The organism is Mammaliicoccus vitulinus, from assembly GCF_029024305.1.
Lineage (GTDB): Bacteria > Bacillota > Bacilli > Staphylococcales > Staphylococcaceae > Mammaliicoccus > Mammaliicoccus vitulinus.
This window is the reverse complement of sequence record NZ_CP118974.1, coordinates 2,434,764-2,452,218: the sequence shown is the minus strand read 5'-3', so window position 1 is coordinate 2,452,218 and position 17,455 is coordinate 2,434,764. Positions and strand designations below refer to the sequence as shown.

Below are 17,455 nucleotides of genomic sequence, written 5' to 3'. Positions count from 1 at the left end.
TCCAGATGTTAAAATAGACATACTTATTCTATCACAAATTAAACGGAGTGAAATGTAGCGTGCATGAAAATTATATGAAACTTGCAATTCAAGAAGCGAAAAAAGCTTGGGAAATGGATGAAGTGCCAATTGGTGCGATTGTCGTATATAAAGGTGAAGTGATTGGTAAAGGACATAATTTAAGAGAAAATGATCAAAGTCCGATTGCACATGCTGAAATGATTGCGATACAAGAGGCGGCGAAATATCTTAATTCATGGCGATTAGAAGAAACGACATTATATGCTACTTTAGAGCCTTGTGTCATGTGTTCAGGTGCAATTGTAATGAGTAGAATACCTCATGTTGTCTATGGTGCAACTGACCCTAAAGGTGGCTGTAGTGGTAGCCTTATGAATTTAATAGAAGATACGCGCTTTAATCATCGCGCTACGGTTGAAAGAGGGATACTTGAACAAGAATGTGGTGACATGCTTCGAAACTTTTTTAGAGAAAAAAGGAACTTAAAAAAACAAATTAAACAGAATAATACAGATTCATAGAGATTATTACTTTTATTTGTTAAAATTTATGTTGAATATAAAGAAAAGAGGTTACTTTCATGATAAGGTTAATCGCAACAGATATGGATGGTACTTTATTGAACGCAGCACATGAAGTTTCTAATGAAAATTACGAAGCGATAAAATATGCACAGTCTAAAGGTATAACTGTAGTTATTGCTACTGGTAGAGCGTTTTACGAGGCAAATGGCCCGATTGAAAAAACAGACTTATCGTTACCATATATTTGTTTAAATGGAGCAGAAGTAAGGGATGAGGAATTTAATATCGTCCATACTTCTAAATTAACACGTCCTTTAATCAATAAAATCACGGGAGTTTTGAAAAAAGAAGATATTTATTATCAAGTTTATACGAACTTTGGTATCTACACTGAAGATCCAGAGAAAGACTTGGAAATATATGTAGATATAGCTGAAAAAGCTGGTCAAAAAGCTGACGTTAAAAAGATTCGAGCAAACATTCAAAGTAGAATTGATAATGGCACGTTAAAAACAGTGGATAGTTATGATGAAATCGAAAATCGTCCAGGAGAGATTATCTTGAAAATATTAGCCTTTTCAAGTGATTTATCTAAAATTGATAGAGCTAAATCGGAAATTTCAGAATCTCAAAGTTTAGCCGTTTCATCATCTTCAAGAGGGAATATTGAAATTACACATTCTGATGCACAAAAGGGTATCGCATTAGAAGAAATTGCTGATCAATTAAACATTCCAATGTCAGATGTCATGGCAATCGGGGATAACTTGAATGATGTATCAATGTTAGAAAAAGCAGGTTATGCTGTTGCAATGGAAAACGGAGCACCTGAAGTAAAAGAAATGGCTGATTATATTACCGACAGTAACGAACATAGTGGTGTAGGGAATGCGATTATACATGCATTAAAAGATTATGATCGTTAATACATCCTCCATAAGAATGATTTTTCTTGAAAATCAAATTCTTAGTTTTTTAGTATGTTATAATGATACGTAATGAAATATCATTAAAATTTTGAGGTGACAACAGTGAAAGTATTACTTATTGTAGGTAGCGCAAAACAATATTCACATACACATGCCCTTGCACAATTTGTTCGAGGAAACTTAGAAGACGAAGGTGCAGAAGTAACTTTGTTTGATTTATATGACAAGCCAATACCGTTCTTAGATGTATCAGGTCGACATTTAAATGATGAACGTATTAAAATTAATGTGAATGAATTACGACAACAAGCTGAAGAAGCAGATGCAATTATCATTGGTACACCGAATTACCACGGTTCATATTCGGGTGTTTTGAAAAATGCATTAGATCATTTAACAATGGATCAATTTAAAATGAAACCTGTTGGCTTAATATGTAATAGTGGTGGTATGCGCAGCACAGAACCGTTATCACATTTGCGAATCATTATGAGAAACTTATTAGGGATTGCAGTTCCAGTTCAAATCTCTACACAAGATGCTGATTTCGGTAAAACTGAAAGTGGCACATATTATATTGATGTAGATGACATTAAATTGCGTGTTAAATTATTTACAGAGCAAATTACGAAACTGGTTAAAAATAATCCGTGGGCTGAAGCAGAAGAAGAAGAAGTGAATTTATAAATACACAAAAAGGCAACAGCGAGCGCTGTTGCCTTTTTTGTATGATTTTATACTATTTCGTATATTTTAATCTTGCAAATGCATCGTGTTGATGTATGGATTCTTCGTTACGACATTCTATTTCGAATCCTTTTATCCAGTCGAGTTCTACTAAATCAGCAGCTACTAATCTAATTAAGTCTTCAACGAATCTTGGATTTTCATATGCTCTTTCTGTTACGGCTTTTTCGTCTGTACGTTTCAATATTGGGTATAACATTGAACTTGCGTTAGCCTCCATACCGTCTAATACGATATCTTTGTAATTATCAGGTAAGTCTATCTCAGGGTTCAAATCAATTAGGACTGTGATAATTCCGCGTTGGTTATGAGCGGAGTATTCACTAATTTCTTTAGAACATGGACATAAAGTTGTGACTGGCACTTCAATGCCTAAAGATTTTTGAGTCACTTTATCATCTGAAACAGAAAGGATATATCTGATATCTGCATGACCGACTGCTTTTTGGTTAGTGATAGGGCTATAACGATTGAAGAACCATTTAGCTGTAACATCTAATGAAGCAGTATTTTGGAGCATAACAGATTGAAGGGTATTTAATAATGTAGTTAAATAATCGAACTCTAATTTCACACCGTTATCATAATGTTTTTCAACACTTTCTATAATACGGCTCATATTAATACCTTTTTCATCTTGGTTTAAACTTGTTGAAAATTCAAAGTTCCCAACAGTTTGAAAATCATCTATTCTGACAGGGTAAATTAAGTTTTTAATACCAACATGTTCAATCTCGAAAAGGAAATCTTTCTTAGAGCTCTGTAAGTCAGGCATTTTTTCTTTTTCAGTTGGTTTATTGCCTTTGATAGGGTCAACTGAACCAAAGTGTTTCCATCGCGCTTCACGTGTTGATAAATCTAATTGTGTCATTCACATTGCCTCCACTATCTATTCAATATGATATGTCCAGAAATGTTCTGTCTTCAACCACATATCTTTAGCCGCTTCACCCTCTTGTGTATTTGAAGCGAGGTTTTGTAACATTGGACCGGTTTGAGACGCATGAGCTTGAAGGACCTTCATCTTGCGCTCTTCATAACCAGTAATATCTATATTTATATCCGGTTCTCCTAAATCACGATATGTGTCATTGCTAAATGCTACTAAATGTAATTTAGGTCTAGCTGATTCATCCATACGACTGACCGTTCTTATAACTGAATCTGCAGTTGCTTCATGGTCAGGATGAACAGAATAACCAGGATAGAACGAAATAATAAGTGATGGATTAAGTTCATCTATTAATGATTTTACCATACTATCTAATTCATCTTTAGGTTCAAATTCAATTGTTTTATCTCTGTAACCCATTTTTCTTAAATCTGTAATACCAATTGCTGCTGCCGCTGCATCCAATTCACGTTCTCTAATATGTGGTAAAGATTCACGTGTAGCAAAAGGTGGATTACCAAGATTACGTCCCATTTGTCCTAAAGTTAAGCATGCATAAGTTACAGGCGTCCCATTATCTACAAATTTACTGAGCGTACCAGATGTACCAAATGCTTCGTCATCAGGATGTGGAAAAATAACTAATACTTGTCTTTCATCATTCATTGTATTCACCTCTTAATCCTTGAAAGGATTGCTACTTATTTCTAATGTTGCAGCAAGCTGTCCTTCATAATTTAGTCCTGCTAATAATAGTTCTTTATCTTCAGTTACCTCATAATGTGTTAAACCTTGTACATAGACCCAACCATTGTTGTCTAATTTTAATCCAACACGATAAGGTTCTTTATTCCCACCAGTTAAATGAGCATGTGTAAATGTAACTTGGATGTTTCTCAAAAATGTGCCAGCATTAAATACTTTGTTATCAAAATGGTTAGCGTAAGCACCATTTGTTGTTTCTACATGGAGATATACTGGCTTATTTTCATACTCTGATATTAGCGTTTGTACTTGATCTACTTGAATTAATTCCATGCCTTTCACTCCTCATAGTATATACTTTACTATTCTACTAAATTCTCGAGTAAATTTATATACAATCTGCTCACAACACTAAGATTTATTATCTTTTAATATAACTTCTCTAGTGTGTTGATAACGATTCATATTATTTGGACGTTCTAACAACATATAACTCACAACATCAATCAGAAAATGTGCGGAAATTTGAGTGTTAATAAACTGTTTGTCGTTTACTCTTGTTTGATCAATTGTCATGATGACAATATCAGAATTTGCGGTAAGTTCACTACCAGCATAGTTTGTAATAGCGATGACAGTAGCATTTTGTGACTTTGCAATTTTTGCAGCACTAATCAGTTCCTCAGTCTTCCCGCTATTAGAAAATGCGATAAGTGCGTCGTTCTCTGATAGTAATGATGCACCTATTTTCATTTGATGAGCATCTGTTACGGCACTACCATTTAAGCCCATTCTCATTGTTCGATAGTAAAACTCTGTTGCAGTTAAGCCAGAACTTCCTAAACCAGCAAACAGCGTTTGTTCGCTATTGGATAGAATATCGATCAATTGATTAATTTTTTGATTGGATATGAATTCGCCCGTTTGTTGAATGAGCGTTTGGTGATATTCGTGAATTCTTTTGATAAGTGGAACATTTTGAATATCAGATTTTTCATAAGTGTGTTGTATATTAAACTTCATATCTTGGAAGTGTTGATAGTTCAATTTATGGCTAAATCTTGTGATGCTAGAAGTAGACACTTCGATTGCATGTGCCAATGATGTGATTGTAGAAAAATGGTCTCCTACAGGATGATCAAGAATATAACTTGCTATTTTTTCATCAGCTTTTGTGAAAAGGTATGAAAATTGTTGAATACGATTTTCAAAATTCATGTATTACACCTCAATTTATATAATAATGATTAGTATAATTGAAAAGGTTTTTCAAAACAAATAATAATATTGACTATGTTTTTCACGGTGTTATATTTAGGCTAAACAGGGAGGTAGGTGTTCACATGAGTAAAGTTTTTGATAAAGCACAACAATTCGGGAAATCATTTATGTTACCAATCGCTATTTTACCAGCAGCAGGTCTGCTATTAGGTATTGGTGGCGCTTTGAGCAATCCAAACACAATAAAGGCATATCCAGTTTTAGATATTGATTTGTTGCAATATATATTTATATTAATGTCGTCAGCAGGTAATATCGTTTTCGCTAACTTACCAGTATTATTTGCAATCGGGGTAGCAATAGGTTTAGCGAGAAGTGATAAAGGAACAGCAGGTTTAGCCGCTATGCTCGGTTTCTTAATTATGAATGCTACTATGAACGCTTTATTAACCATTACGGACAATGTCGCGGCACAAGAAGGATTAGCTAAAGCTGGTCAAGGGATGGTGTTAGGCATTCAAACTGTTGAAACAGGTGTGTTTGGCGGAATTATTGTAGGTATTATGACGGCAATGCTACATAATAAGTACAACAAAATTTCATTGCCACCGTTTTTAGGTTTCTTCGGCGGGTCAAGATTTGTACCTATTGTCACTTCTGTTGCTTCTATAGGACTAGGTGTCATTTTATTCTTTGTTTGGCCAACGATTCAAGGTTGGATATTCAATGCGGGTGGTCTAGTTAATAAAACAGGTGTTGTCGGTACATTTATTTATGGATTTATTCTACGTATGCTTGGACCATTTGGTTTACACCACATATTCTATTTACCATTCTGGCAAACTGCATTAGGTGGCACGATGGAGATTAATGGGAAGGTCGTACAAGGTACTCAAAACATCTTCTTCGCACAATTGGGAGATGCTAATTTAACGCATTATTATTCAGGTATTTCTAGATATATGTCTGGTCGATTTATTACAATGATGTTCGGACTACTAGGGGCGGCGCTAGCAATTTATCACACGGCTAAACCAGAAAAGAAAAAAGTCGTTGGTGGTTTAATGCTTTCAGCAGCTTTGACGTCATTTTTAACTGGAATTACAGAGCCATTAGAATTTAGTTTCTTATTTATAGCGCCAGTTTTATATGTGATTCATGCAATATTTGATGGATTAGCATTCATGATGGCGGATATATTTAACATAACTATAGGACAAACATTTAGTGGTGGCTTTATTGATTACATTCTATTTGGTGTGCTACAAGGCAATAGTAAGACCAACTTCTTACTTGTTATTCCAATTGGTATTGTTTGGTTCTTATTATACTATGTGACATTTAGATTCTTAATTACGAAGTTTAATTTTAAGACACCTGGACGTGAAGATGAAGATGCTATACAGTCTGTTGATGCAAGCGATCGTGCAAAGACAATTATCAAAGGTTTAGGCGGAAAAGAAAATATAGATATTGTGGATTGTTGTGCAACAAGACTTAGAGTAACCATTCATGATGAGAAGCTTTTCGATGAAGATGTGATTAAATCAACTGAATCGAGAGGTGTTGTGAGAAAAGGGACAGGTGTACAAATTATATACGGTCCACATGTTACGACAATAAAAAATGAAGTAGAAGAAGCTTTAGAAGAATAAAGAAGGAGTGTTATATAAATGTTACCTCAAGGATTAATTGTTTCATGCCAAGCTTTACCGGGAGAACCATTGCATTCATCATTTATAATGAGTAAGATGGCATTAGCAGCATATCAAGCTGGTGCTAAAGGTATCCGAGCAAATACGAAAGAAGATATTATAGCAATAAAAGAAGAAGTGGATTTACCTGTGATCGGCATTGTAAAGCGTGATTATAAAGACTCTAAAGTTTTTATTACAGCTACTTCAAAAGAAATTGATGAATTAATTGCAAGTGGTTGTGACGTGATAGCTTTAGATGCAACAAAACAAGAAAGACCTAAAGAATCACTAGAAGAGCTTGTTTCATATATTAGAGAACATGCACCAAATGTAGAAATCATGGCAGACGTATCAGATTTAGAAGAAGCGGTTTATGCTGATAAGCTTGGGTTTGATTACGTTGGTACGACATTAAGAGGTTATACGGATTATACTAAAGGACATGTTCTATACGAAAATGATTTTCAATTTTTAAAAGATGTGCTAAGCCATGTGGATGCAAAAGTCATAGCTGAAGGCAATGTTATGACACCAGAAATGTTTAAACGTGTTACAGATTTAGGTGTGCACTGTACAGTAGTTGGAGGCGCAATCACAAGACCTTTAGAAATAGCAAAGCGATTTATTAAAGAAATAGAGGGATAATAATGCAAATCATTAATTTAGGTTCTAAAGAGGAAGCGTGTCATTATGTTGCTAATGAGTTATTAAAGCAAATTATTTCAAATAAAAAAAGTGTTCTAGGTTTAGCGACTGGTGGAACGATGGTTCGTGTATACGAACAGCTCGTTAACTTAATTAGAATTAATGAGCTTGATTTAAATGAAATCACAACTTTTAACTTAGATGAATATATTGGAATAGATTATGACCATTCTGAAAGTTATTATACGTATATGCACGATGTTCTGTTTAATCACTTATCAACTTGGAATGAAGAACGTATTCATTTACCAAATGGTTCAGCTGAAGATCTTCAACAAGAAACAAAACATTATGAAAGTTTGTTAGATAAAGAAGGTCCGATTGATGTTCAAATACTTGGAATTGGTGAAAATGGACATATCGGCTTTAATGAACCAGGAACATCGTTTGAAAGTTTAACAAGTATTGTAGATTTAACAGAGTCTACAATTGAAGCAAACAGCAGATACTTTGAAGCGATTGAAGAAGTGCCTAAACAAGCTATATCAATGGGTATTCAATCAATATTAAAAGCAAAACGTATTATTCTATTAGCTTATGGACCTAAAAAGGCTGATGCCATTCGCAAATTAATGACTGGTGAAATTACAACGGATTTACCAGCATCAGCTTTGTATAATCATCCTAATGTGGAAATTATATTGGATAATAACGCATACTTGAGCGAAGATGATGAATAGCCGTTATTAAAATTCTCTTGAATGATTATAAGCTTTAAAGTACAATTACTACTGAGATTAGCCTTAAGAAATGGCGGGTGGAAGTAGTGGAAACAATGCGTATTTCATTTAATGATGAAGCGGTATTGGATTATTGTAATATTATGGGGTATCAGTATTATGAAGAAGTACCGGTACAATATTTGTTAAGTATTCTTCGAGAATTCAATAGTTTCAAGCCGTTTATGGGCAATAATACGAAACTCAAACAGATTAAAAGTGAATTCGAACAAACTGAGCGTATTATGACATTAGAAAATTACACTGCAGAATTAGCATGCCTTAAAGAAACTAAGCATGAAGACAATGCATTTTATCAATACCAAATGACATTATTTAAGAGTCGTAAAGTTGTAGCCAAAGTTACAGCAGAATTTAGCATAATGAATTAATAATGAAGCTGGGATAGAAATTCTAGCTAAAAAGAGAGCCGATTGAACAATGCAAATTCAATCAGCTCTCTTTTTTTATATTTTTTTTGTTTGTTTTATAAGTACATGCTCTATGTTGCAAGACTGGGGAAACAAGCAACATAGGAGGTCCGAATGTTGCAAGACTGAACGAACAAGCAACATAGAAAGTCCGAATGTTGCAAGACTGACGAAACAAGCAACATAGGAGGTCTGAATGTTGCAAGACTGATCAAACAAGCAACATAGAAGCTCTGAAAGTTGCAAGACTGACCAAACAAGCAACATAGAAGCTCTGAAAGTTGCAAGACTGACCAAACAAGCAACATAGAAGCTCTGAAAGTTGCAAGACTGACCAAACAAGCAACATAGAAGCTCTGAAAGTTGCAAGACTGGCCAAACAAGCAACATAGAAGGTCCGAATGTTGCAAGACTGACGAAACAAGCAACATTCAGATTCCAATCTGCTCCTACCCGTTCCTGCCACACACCAACCTCATCCAATTATAAAATAGATAGTTATAACGATTTTGTAAAGTGCTGACGCCCGGGGGAATAGTATGACGCGCGCGACTACAGTATCGAACCATATTTATAAAGCAACCACAGGCAAGCATGCACTTTCAAAATCGTAAGATTTTATAAAAAAAATAACAACTCATTTCTAGCTGAATAAATCAGTGAAATGAGTTGTTATTGATTTTGAGCTGAGAACGATGTTCCAGTCTCTCTTATTACACTTCTTCAGTGTATACTTCGATTTTTTCAATGCGATTTGAAGCACCGTGATCGACTGGTCCTACAAAGTCATTCATTTTCCAACCGTTTTTAATTGCAGATGCAACGAACGCTTTAGCGTGTTTAATGGCTTCTTCTGGTGTTTCACCATTTGCTAAATTAGCTGTTGTTGCTGCTGCGAATGTACATCCTGCACCATGATTATAACTAGATTGGAATTTGTCAGTAGAGAGCAGTATATGCTTTTGACCGTCATAGTATAAGTCATAAGCTTTATCTGATTCTAATGCTTTTCCACCTTTAATAACAATATATTGAGCACCTAATTCATGGATTTTTTCTGCTGCTTTTTTCATATCATCAATTGAAGTCAGTTTACCTAAGCCTGAAAGTTGACCTGCTTCAAATAAGTTAGGTGTCACGACTGTTGCTTTTGGTAATAGTTCTTTAATCATTGCTTCAGTATTTCCTGGGTTAAGTACTTCGTCTTCGCCTTTACAGACCATTACAGGGTCTACTACAAAGATTTCAGATCCAGATTCATCATATGCTTGACGCGCACGTTTAATAACTTCTTCTGAACCAAGCATACCTGTTTTTATTGCATCAGGACCTATTGAAATAGCAGTATTTAACTGTTTATCTAATAAATCAAGAGGTAATGGCGTTACGTCATGCGCCCAAGTTTGTGGGTCCATTGTAACGACTGCTGCTAATGCAACCATTCCATAAGTATCGTGTTCTTGGAATGTTTTTAAATCAGCTTGCATTCCAGCTCCAGCACTTGTGTCAGATCCTGCGATTGTTAAGACTTTTTTTAATGCCATTGATGATTCCTCCCAATATTTCATATGTTTTATCATATCATGTTTTTTAATTGTAAAAAATAGTTATGACCTTTTCATTAGTGCTATGTTATCATTTTTATTGAGGTGAATTATATGGATTGGCAAGAAATATTTCACAATATAAAATCTGAGCATGACTTTTCTGAAATGGAGTCATTTTTAGAAAAAGCTTATCAAAATAAAACGATTTATCCAGATAAGGAAAATATTTATCAAGCGTTTGATTTAACACCTTTAGATCGCGTGAAAGTTGTCGTACTTGGTCAAGACCCGTATCATGGTCCTAATCAAGCACATGGCTTAGCTTTTTCGGTGCAACCAACTGGGAAGTTTCCGCCTTCTTTAAGAAATATTTATAAAGAATTAGAGGCAGACATAGGGTGTCAACGAGAAACACCTCATTTACAAGATTGGGCTAAGGAAGGTGTGTTGTTGTTAAACACTGTTTTAACTGTAGAAGCACATCAAGCACATTCTCATAAAAATATTGGCTGGGAAATATTCACTGATGAAATTATTAAAAGTGTTTCTCGTGAGTTGGATGATGTTGTATTTATCTTATGGGGTAAACCGGCACAATCTAAAATTAAGCTGATTGATACTGAACGACATCATATTATACAATCAGTGCATCCAAGTCCGTTGTCAGCATACAGAGGCTTTTTTGGGTCTAAACCATTTAGCAAAACGAATGAATATTTGATTGCAAGCGGGAAGGAACCTATAAATTGGTGTGGAGGTGACAATTTATGATTAGTAGAGATCAATTAATTGCGGCCATTGAAGAAGAATTAGTAGGCGCTGATAACGCCTCAACAAATGAAATTTTTAATCGACATATGCATGCAATTCATACTTTAAGTGGATTATTTGATAAAGAAGAGGGTATTAAACACGATATAAAAGTGGAACAAAACTTCTCTTCAACTCGAACAAAGCCAGTTAAAAAAGAAAAACCTCAAGTTTCTAATGAAGAAATTAGAAAAATGGGTGGAAAAGTATCTCATTCATCATCAGTTGATGCGAATGATAAGCAGTTAACAACAGATGATGGAATAGGTAACGGAGATTCACTATTTGAGTTTTAAGAATAGAAAGGAAGGTAAAAAATGAAATTATTTATTATTATTGGTGCAATTAATGCAATGATCGCAGTAGCAGCTGGAGCGTTTGGTGCGCATGGATTAGAAAATAAATTATCAGCTAAATATTTAGATATATGGGAAAAAGCTACAACATATCAAATGTATCATGCTTTAGGTTTAATTTTAATAGGTATTATTACAGGGACAACTTCAGCTAGTTTAAATGTCGCTGGTTGGTTGATGACATTTGGTATCGTATTCTTTAGTGGTTCATTATATATATTAGCTGTTACACAAATTAAAATATTAGGCGCTATTACACCAATTGGTGGCGTGTTGTTTATTGCAAGTTGGATATTACTTGTAATTGCAGTTTGGAAAGTTTAAGAAGAAGTTTAATGACGTTTCACGAAATTTAAATATAAGGGTGGAACATTTATGGCAAGGAATAAGAAAGATTTATCAAGAGGAAATTTAGATAAAAATTTATCAGAAAAATTTGTATGGGCTATTGCATACGGTTCGAGTATCGGGTGGGGTGCATTTATACTACCTGGTGATTGGATTGCTCAAGCTGGGCCTTTAGGTGCATCAATCGGTATCTTTATCGGCGCTTTACTAATGATTGTTATCGCAGTAAGTTATGGCGCACTAGTTGAGAAGTTTCCGGTTTCCGGTGGCGCATTTGCTTTTGGATATTTAGGATTTGGTAAATATGTATCCTTCTTCTCATCTTGGTTTTTAACATTTGGTTATATATGTATCGTTGCATTAAATGCTTCGGCATTTAGTCTGCTTTTCAAATTTATTATGCCAGGATTTTTAGAACAAGGTAAATTATATACAGTCGCAGGTTGGGACGTGTACATAACAGAAATTTTACTATCTTCACTTATTCTATTAATTTTTGCTTGGATAAGTATAAAAGGCTCAAGTTTTTCAGGTAGTTTACAGTATGTATTCTGCGTGATTTTAGCAGTTGTCGTTATATTGTTATTTGCAGGTTCATTTTTTACTCAAGATTTTTCATTCTCTAACCTTAATCCAGTCGTTAATAATGACGAAGGATGGCTCTCGTCTATTGTAATCATTTTAGCTGTTGCACCTTGGGCATATGTAGGGTTTGATAATATCCCTCAAACAGCAGAAGAATTTAACTTTGCACCAAGTAAGACATTTAAGTTAATCGTATTTAGTTTAATCGCTTCAGCATTAACTTATGTCATGATGATATTGTTGACAAGTTGGTTATTTAAAGACGCATCAGCAGTTGGTGGAAACTTATGGATAACTGGATCAGTCGTTCAAGAAGCCTTCTCGTTCGTAGGGTTAGCAGTGTTAGTTGTGGCAATCATGATGGGCATATTTACAGGTTTGAACGGATTCTTTATGAGTTCTAGTAGATTGTTATTCTCTATGGGTAGAGCATCTGTTATGCCAAGTGTCTTTAAAAAATTACACCCAAAATATAATACGCCATATATCAGTATTATATTTATATTAGTGCTTGCATTAGTAGCACCTTGGTTAGGTAGAACGGCTTTAACATGGATTGTAGATATGTCTTCAACAGGCGTATCAATCGCATATTTCATAACATGTTTATCAGCATTCAAACTGTTCTCATATGACAAAAGAAGTATGATGTATCATCCGAAATATAAAACATTTGCGATCATCGGGGCGGTTATCGCAGGGATATTCTTATGCTTATTACTTATTCCAGGATCACCCGCAAGTTTATCATTACCATCTTACATTGCATTATTTGTCTGGTTAGTGCTTGGAATTGTATTCTTTATGATCAGATACCCATCACTTAAAAAAATGACAAACGATGAATTAAACTACTTAGTCTTAGATAAGACTAAAGAAGAAATGATAGATTTAGAAGCCAAAACAGATGTGAAAAAATAGATAAAACAACAAAACAGACTGCCAACAAAGTCACTTAAAGTGAACATGTTGGCAGTCTGTTTTATTGAGTCTCAATTAAAACTTTGAGTTCAACGTTCTATTTGAATAAGATAGTTGATAAGCAACTGAGACATAAATGTCCTAACTTATAATGATTTTGTAAAGTGCATGCTTGCCTGGGGTATGGCTCGAGCCTGTAGTCGCATGCGGCATACTATTCCCCCGGGCGTCAGCACTTTACAAAATCAGCACAAAAATGACAATTTAAGTATGTACAAAAATGTCTTGGATTAACTTTGGATTTAACTCACGACATAGGCAAAGTCTTGGATTAACTTCGGAATAAACTCACGACTTGGGCAAAGTCTTGGATTAACTTTGGACTTAACTCCCGACATAGGCAAAGTCTTGGATTAACTTCAGACTTAACTCACAACATTGGAAATGATAATTTAAGTATGTACACTTTTGATTGTTTAAGTATGTACAATTTTAAATTTGAAAGTCTGGAAGACCACAAACAAAAAAACAAACTAGAAACTAGTCTGTTTTTTGTTTGTTTTTTAAGTACATATAAACCGGAATACCTATTGCTAATATTATCAATGAATATAATGAGCCCATAAAGTCTGAGATGAGTGTATTGATAATAATAAAAGCGCCACCTAGCAGTGCTAATAATGGAATGAAAGGATACAACGGTACGGAATATGCTCGTTTAACGTCTTTGTTGCGTTTTCTAAGAATAAATAACCCTACGAATGCCATCATATAGAAAATATAAATAATAAATATGGTTACTTCTGATAAATAGTCTGCATTCACTGTTTCTGGGAATAACAATGTTAAGATGATGAGCAAGAATGAAATCCCGAATACAGTTGTTAATGCGCCTAATGGTGATTTGAATTTAGGACTAATATATCCCACAAACTTATGCATTGGTAATAAACCATCTTCAGCCATAGCAAATGGAATACGTGGGAAGGTAATGATTTTTCCGTTTAAACAACCGAATATTGAAATGATGACACCGATATTCACAATTTTTGAACCTATGTCACCGAATAATGTTTTTGCAGCTTCTGCACTAGCTGTGTTTCCTAATCCTACTAATTCTGCTGCAGGTATCACATGAAATACAGCGATGTTAATGAGTACATAAGCAAGTGTTACGATTAATAAACCGATTAACATTGCCAATGGTAAATTTCTTTGTGGCTTTTTCATTTCTCCAGTCATATTCGTCAACATGATCCAACCGTCATAGGCAAATAACGTTGCAAGGACAGCACGACCGAAGTTTATTTCTCCGTCCGTTTTAATGAGTGATGTTACATCTTGACCGAAAATACCTTCGTTACCCCAAAGTAATCCGAATATGATAATTGCAAATACAGGAATGAGTTTAGCGATAGTTGTGACGTTTTGCATGAGTCCGCCAAACTTTGTACCTAAAATATTTACAATTGTTAAAAAGATGAGTGCGAGTAATCCAACCCAAACGCTCATATTGTTACTAATACTAAAGAAATTTGTGACAAGTATACCGAAAAATAATACAAGTGATACGATAATGGCCGGTCCATATATAATCGTTTGAACCCAACCTGTTAAGAAGCCCCAAAATGGACCGTAAATATCACGAATATAGGCATATAATCCACCTGTTTTGGGAATTTGAGCTCCGATTTCAGAAATTGTTAAACCAGCAGCTAAAGTTAATACGCCCCCAACAACCCAAGCAAGAATTGCCATATTACTAGTACCAGCATATGTTAAAACAACAGCTGGTTTCACGAATACACCTGATCCGATAATCGTACCAACAACAATAGTAATAGCAGTCATTAATCCGATTGATTTCTGTAATGATTGTTCTTGATTATGTTTCATAACTACTCCTTATGTATAAAATTTCAATGAATGATATATCTTTATATAGCCTAATATACACGATACAGCATATTTGTATATCGGAAATTTTAATATTAAAGAATTTTTTATTTGATGTATTAATATCTGAAAATTTAGATAAATATATAGTTTGAAAATTTATTTTATTTTAAAAAATACATGGTAGATTTTTTAATAATCGGTATGTATAATGTTCATCATGGATTGAAAGCGATTTCTTTAAAATTGATAAAGCACAATAGAAATAATGTTGTTGTTTAAGGAGGAATGTAAAATGTTAGAGCTCGATGCTATTACAACATTGGCACTAGCATGTATCCTACTTTTATTAGGAGAAGCGGTAGTAAGTAATGTTTCTATTTTGAGACGTTTATGTATTCCTGCTCCAGTAATTGGTGGATTATTATTTGCAATATTAGTAGCAATTTTACAATCAACAAATATCATAACGATTAAGTTAGATTCTGATTTTATTCAAAACTTCTTTATGCTCGCTTTCTTTACAACAATAGGTTTAGGAGCATCATTAAAATTATTAAAACTTGGTGGTAAAGTGTTAATACTATACTTCGTCTTTTGTGGCGTATTAGCATTTTGTCAAAACGTTATAGGTGTTTCATTAGCAAAAGTATTAAATATACCACCTTTACTAGGCTTAACTGCTGGTTCTATGTCGATGGAAGGTGGACATGGGAATGCAGCAGCTTATGGTCAAACTTTAGAAAGTTTAGGTGTTAATTCCGCTGTAACAGCAGCACTCGCAGCAGCTACATTAGGGTTGGTTGCCGGTGGATTAATTGGTGGACCAGTTGTTAAATATTTAATTAAAAAGTTCGATCTAAAACCTGAAGACGCTAAAGATTCTGGTTTAGATTATAGTGAAGTAGAATACAATGAAAATTTACATAGTAGAATGAATCCAACTACAGTGTTTATCGTTCAGTTTACAATTATCGCTGTTTGTATGGCTATTGGTACATTTATTGGCGAAGGATTTACGGATTTAACAGGCATCAATATTCCAGTTTATGTAGGCGCGATGTTTGTGGCAGTAATTATTAGAAATATCTCGGATTATGGTAATTTAAATATCATTGATATGAAAATTACCAATCGAGTAAGCGACGTTACATTAAGTTTATTCTTATCAATCGCATTAATGAGTATTGAGTTAACAGAAATATACCAACTTGCTCTACCATTAACGATTATCGTATTAGCTCAAATCGTGTTTATCGTACTGTTCTCAGTCTTTGTCGTATTCAGAGGACTAGGGAAAAATTATGACGCAGCAGTTATGATCGGTGGATTTATTGGCCATGGATTAGGTGCAACACCGAATGCGATGGCAAACTTAGATGTTATTACGAAGAAATTTGGTGCCTCACCAAAAGCTTATTTAGTCGTACCAGTAGTTGGCGCATTCCTAATTGATTTATTAGGTGTTCCAATCGTTACGTTATTTATTAATCTATTTAGCTAAAAACTAGTATGATATAAATGATTCATACAAAAATCATAAGATTGAATAAAAAATAAACATATCACGATATACTGTGCAAAATCAGTAGCGTGATATGTTTATTTATTTTAAGCTGAGCGTAATGTCTCAACTACTAGATATTAATTTAATTGAAAGAATGTATCTAATTCATCAATATTTAAAATGTTACCTACATAGAATGCACCGAAGTCACCATATTTAGCTGAAACTTCATCAAAACGCATTTCATAGATTAATTTTTTGAATTGTAACATGTCATCACTAAATAATGTTACGCCCCATTCGTAGTCGTCTAAGCCTACAGAACCCGTAATGAATTGTTTTACTTTGCCTGCATAGCTACGTCCAATTAAACCGTGAGAACGCATTAAGCTACGTCTGTGATCCATATCTAGCATATACCAGTTATCATCACCGTCACGTCTTTTATCCATTGGGTAGAAACACACGTATTCAGAACGTGGAACTTCTGGATATAATCTTGCTTTTACATGTGGATTTTCATATGGATCTTCATCAGAATCACCAGCAAGATAGTTTGAAAGTTCTACTACTGAAACATAAGAATAAGTAGGAATTAAGAAATCACTGATGTTTAATTTGTTAAATTCATTTTCTAAAACGTTCAATTGCTTAACGTCAGGACGTAAGAACCATAACATTAAGTCTGCTTTTTGACCTGTAATGTTGTAGAAAGCATGTGAACCTTCTTTGTTATTATGAACTGTTTCTAATGCTTCAAGGAAAGTTTTGAATTCATTAATCATTGTAGTTCTATCATCTTCTGGTACAGTTTTAAGGCTAGTCCAATCTATTGAATAAAATAAATGCAAGCTGTACCAACCATCTAATGTTTTTGCTGCTTCGTTCATTTTA

19 protein-coding genes are annotated in these 17,455 nt (G+C 34.3%); 12 read left to right on the top strand and 7 right to left on the bottom strand.

What is annotated here, in order from left to right:
- Positions 1-59 precede the first annotated feature (59 nt).
- From tadA to PYW35_RS12285, 3 genes are all read left to right on the top strand, one after another.
- Positions 60-542, top strand: coding sequence for a tRNA adenosine(34) deaminase TadA (gene tadA, locus PYW35_RS12295; RefSeq protein WP_103322198.1), 483 nt, complete (start codon positions 60-62; stop codon positions 540-542).
- Positions 543-601: 59 nt separating this feature from the next.
- Positions 602-1,471, top strand: a complete 870-nt coding sequence (locus PYW35_RS12290; RefSeq protein WP_016912564.1) for a Cof-type HAD-IIB family hydrolase — start codon at positions 602-604, stop codon at positions 1,469-1,471.
- A gap of 105 nt (positions 1,472-1,576) precedes the next feature.
- Positions 1,577-2,161, top strand: coding sequence for an NADPH-dependent FMN reductase (locus PYW35_RS12285; protein WP_016912563.1), 585 nt, complete (start codon positions 1,577-1,579; stop codon positions 2,159-2,161).
- 52 nt (positions 2,162-2,213) lie between these two features.
- Here PYW35_RS12285 and folE2 read toward each other — a convergent pair whose 3' ends face one another.
- The 4 genes from folE2 to PYW35_RS12265 all read right to left on the bottom strand — a co-directional run bounded on the left by folE2 (position 2,214) and on the right by PYW35_RS12265 (position 5,036).
- Positions 2,214-3,092, bottom strand: coding sequence for a GTP cyclohydrolase FolE2 (gene folE2, locus PYW35_RS12280; RefSeq protein WP_103322197.1), 879 nt, complete (start codon positions 3,090-3,092; stop codon positions 2,214-2,216).
- Positions 3,093-3,110: 18 nt separating this feature from the next.
- Entirely contained in the window at positions 3,111-3,779 is a 669-nt protein-coding gene (gene bshB2 / locus PYW35_RS12275) for a bacillithiol biosynthesis deacetylase BshB2 (RefSeq protein WP_103322196.1), read from the bottom strand.
- A 12-nt stretch (positions 3,780-3,791) separates the two neighbouring features.
- Positions 3,792-4,151 (bottom strand): YojF family protein, encoded by a 360-nt coding sequence (locus PYW35_RS12270; protein WP_016912560.1) that lies wholly within the window; start codon positions 4,149-4,151, stop codon positions 3,792-3,794.
- 78 nt (positions 4,152-4,229) lie between these two features.
- The gene (locus PYW35_RS12265) at positions 4,230-5,036 is read right to left on the bottom strand and encodes a MurR/RpiR family transcriptional regulator (protein ID WP_103322195.1); all 807 of its coding nucleotides are present in this window, start codon (positions 5,034-5,036) and stop codon (positions 4,230-4,232) included.
- Positions 5,037-5,161: 125 nt separating this feature from the next.
- Here PYW35_RS12265 and PYW35_RS12260 point away from each other — a divergent pair, with 125 nt between their 5' ends.
- The 4 genes from PYW35_RS12260 (at position 5,162) to PYW35_RS12245 (ending at position 8,552) form a co-directional block, all read left to right on the top strand.
- Positions 5,162-6,694, top strand: a complete 1,533-nt coding sequence (locus tag PYW35_RS12260; protein ID WP_103322194.1) for a PTS transporter subunit EIIC — start codon at positions 5,162-5,164, stop codon at positions 6,692-6,694.
- 18 nt (positions 6,695-6,712) lie between these two features.
- Positions 6,713-7,381, top strand: coding sequence for an N-acetylmannosamine-6-phosphate 2-epimerase (locus PYW35_RS12255; protein ID WP_103322193.1), 669 nt, complete (start codon positions 6,713-6,715; stop codon positions 7,379-7,381).
- Positions 7,382-7,383: 2 nt separating this feature from the next.
- Positions 7,384-8,121, top strand: coding sequence for a glucosamine-6-phosphate deaminase (gene nagB, locus PYW35_RS12250; protein WP_103322192.1), 738 nt, complete (start codon positions 7,384-7,386; stop codon positions 8,119-8,121).
- A 95-nt stretch (positions 8,122-8,216) separates the two neighbouring features.
- Positions 8,217-8,552 carry a hypothetical protein gene (locus tag PYW35_RS12245; protein WP_213017701.1) on the top strand — a complete coding sequence of 112 codons (336 nt, stop codon included), beginning with the start codon at positions 8,217-8,219 and terminating at the stop codon, positions 8,550-8,552.
- A 752-nt stretch (positions 8,553-9,304) separates the two neighbouring features.
- Here the strand turns inward: PYW35_RS12245 and thiD are convergent.
- Complete coding sequence (gene thiD, locus PYW35_RS12240; RefSeq protein WP_103322671.1) at positions 9,305-10,135, bottom strand: bifunctional hydroxymethylpyrimidine kinase/phosphomethylpyrimidine kinase; 831 nt, start codon at positions 10,133-10,135, stop codon at positions 9,305-9,307.
- Between the two features lie 114 nt (positions 10,136-10,249).
- Between thiD and PYW35_RS12235 the strand changes: the two genes are divergently transcribed.
- The 4 genes from PYW35_RS12235 to PYW35_RS12220 are packed head-to-tail and all read left to right on the top strand — an operon-like array spanning position 10,250 to position 13,158.
- The gene (locus PYW35_RS12235; RefSeq protein ID WP_016913134.1) at positions 10,250-10,909 is read left to right on the top strand and encodes a uracil-DNA glycosylase; all 660 of its coding nucleotides are present in this window, start codon (positions 10,250-10,252) and stop codon (positions 10,907-10,909) included.
- Entirely contained in the window at positions 10,906-11,244 is a 339-nt protein-coding gene (locus tag PYW35_RS12230) for a DUF5327 family protein (RefSeq protein ID WP_103322672.1), read from the top strand. Before PYW35_RS12235 ends, PYW35_RS12230 begins: the two co-directional genes overlap by 4 nt.
- A gap of 21 nt (positions 11,245-11,265) precedes the next feature.
- Positions 11,266-11,628, top strand: a complete 363-nt coding sequence (locus PYW35_RS12225) for a DUF423 domain-containing protein (RefSeq protein ID WP_016913136.1) — start codon at positions 11,266-11,268, stop codon at positions 11,626-11,628.
- A 51-nt stretch (positions 11,629-11,679) separates the two neighbouring features.
- On the top strand, positions 11,680-13,158 hold the full coding sequence (locus PYW35_RS12220; protein ID WP_103322673.1) for an APC family permease: 1,479 nt from the start codon (positions 11,680-11,682) through the stop codon (positions 13,156-13,158).
- A 540-nt stretch (positions 13,159-13,698) separates the two neighbouring features.
- On the opposite strand, the gene PYW35_RS12215 is transcribed toward PYW35_RS12220, so the two are convergent.
- Positions 13,699-15,054 carry an APC family permease gene (locus tag PYW35_RS12215; protein ID WP_103322674.1) on the bottom strand — a complete coding sequence of 452 codons (1,356 nt, stop codon included), beginning with the start codon at positions 15,052-15,054 and terminating at the stop codon, positions 13,699-13,701.
- Positions 15,055-15,349: 295 nt separating this feature from the next.
- Here PYW35_RS12215 and gltS point away from each other — a divergent pair, with 295 nt between their 5' ends.
- Positions 15,350-16,558, top strand: a complete 1,209-nt coding sequence (gene gltS / locus PYW35_RS12210) for a sodium/glutamate symporter (protein ID WP_016912399.1) — start codon at positions 15,350-15,352, stop codon at positions 16,556-16,558.
- A gap of 140 nt (positions 16,559-16,698) precedes the next feature.
- On the opposite strand, the gene hemQ is transcribed toward gltS, so the two are convergent.
- Complete coding sequence (gene hemQ / locus PYW35_RS12205) at positions 16,699-17,451, bottom strand: hydrogen peroxide-dependent heme synthase (RefSeq protein WP_103322675.1); 753 nt, start codon at positions 17,449-17,451, stop codon at positions 16,699-16,701.
- Positions 17,452-17,455 lie beyond the last annotated feature (4 nt).

Coding starts and splice junctions, on each gene's coding strand:
- PYW35_RS12290 (WP_016912564.1), top strand. CDS start 602: ATGATAAGGTTAATCGCAACAGATATGGATGGTACTTTATTGAACGCA.
- folE2 (WP_103322197.1), bottom strand. CDS start 3,092: ATGACACAATTAGATTTATCAACACGTGAAGCGCGATGGAAACACTTT.
- bshB2 (WP_103322196.1), bottom strand. CDS start 3,779: ATGAATGATGAAAGACAAGTATTAGTTATTTTTCCACATCCTGATGAC.
- PYW35_RS12270 (WP_016912560.1), bottom strand. CDS start 4,151: ATGGAATTAATTCAAGTAGATCAAGTACAAACGCTAATATCAGAGTAT.
- PYW35_RS12265 (WP_103322195.1), bottom strand. CDS start 5,036: ATGAATTTTGAAAATCGTATTCAACAATTTTCATACCTTTTCACAAAA.
- PYW35_RS12260 (WP_103322194.1), top strand. CDS start 5,162: ATGAGTAAAGTTTTTGATAAAGCACAACAATTCGGGAAATCATTTATG.
- PYW35_RS12255 (WP_103322193.1), top strand. CDS start 6,713: ATGTTACCTCAAGGATTAATTGTTTCATGCCAAGCTTTACCGGGAGAA.
- nagB (WP_103322192.1), top strand. CDS start 7,384: ATGCAAATCATTAATTTAGGTTCTAAAGAGGAAGCGTGTCATTATGTT.
- PYW35_RS12245 (WP_213017701.1), top strand. CDS start 8,217: ATGCGTATTTCATTTAATGATGAAGCGGTATTGGATTATTGTAATATT.
- thiD (WP_103322671.1), bottom strand. CDS start 10,135: ATGGCATTAAAAAAAGTCTTAACAATCGCAGGATCTGACACAAGTGCT.
- PYW35_RS12235 (WP_016913134.1), top strand. CDS start 10,250: ATGGATTGGCAAGAAATATTTCACAATATAAAATCTGAGCATGACTTT.
- PYW35_RS12230 (WP_103322672.1), top strand. CDS start 10,906: ATGATTAGTAGAGATCAATTAATTGCGGCCATTGAAGAAGAATTAGTA.
- PYW35_RS12225 (WP_016913136.1), top strand. CDS start 11,266: ATGAAATTATTTATTATTATTGGTGCAATTAATGCAATGATCGCAGTA.
- PYW35_RS12220 (WP_103322673.1), top strand. CDS start 11,680: ATGGCAAGGAATAAGAAAGATTTATCAAGAGGAAATTTAGATAAAAAT.
- PYW35_RS12215 (WP_103322674.1), bottom strand. CDS start 15,054: ATGAAACATAATCAAGAACAATCATTACAGAAATCAATCGGATTAATG.
- gltS (WP_016912399.1), top strand. CDS start 15,350: ATGTTAGAGCTCGATGCTATTACAACATTGGCACTAGCATGTATCCTA.
- hemQ (WP_103322675.1), bottom strand. CDS start 17,451: ATGAACGAAGCAGCAAAAACATTAGATGGTTGGTACAGCTTGCATTTA.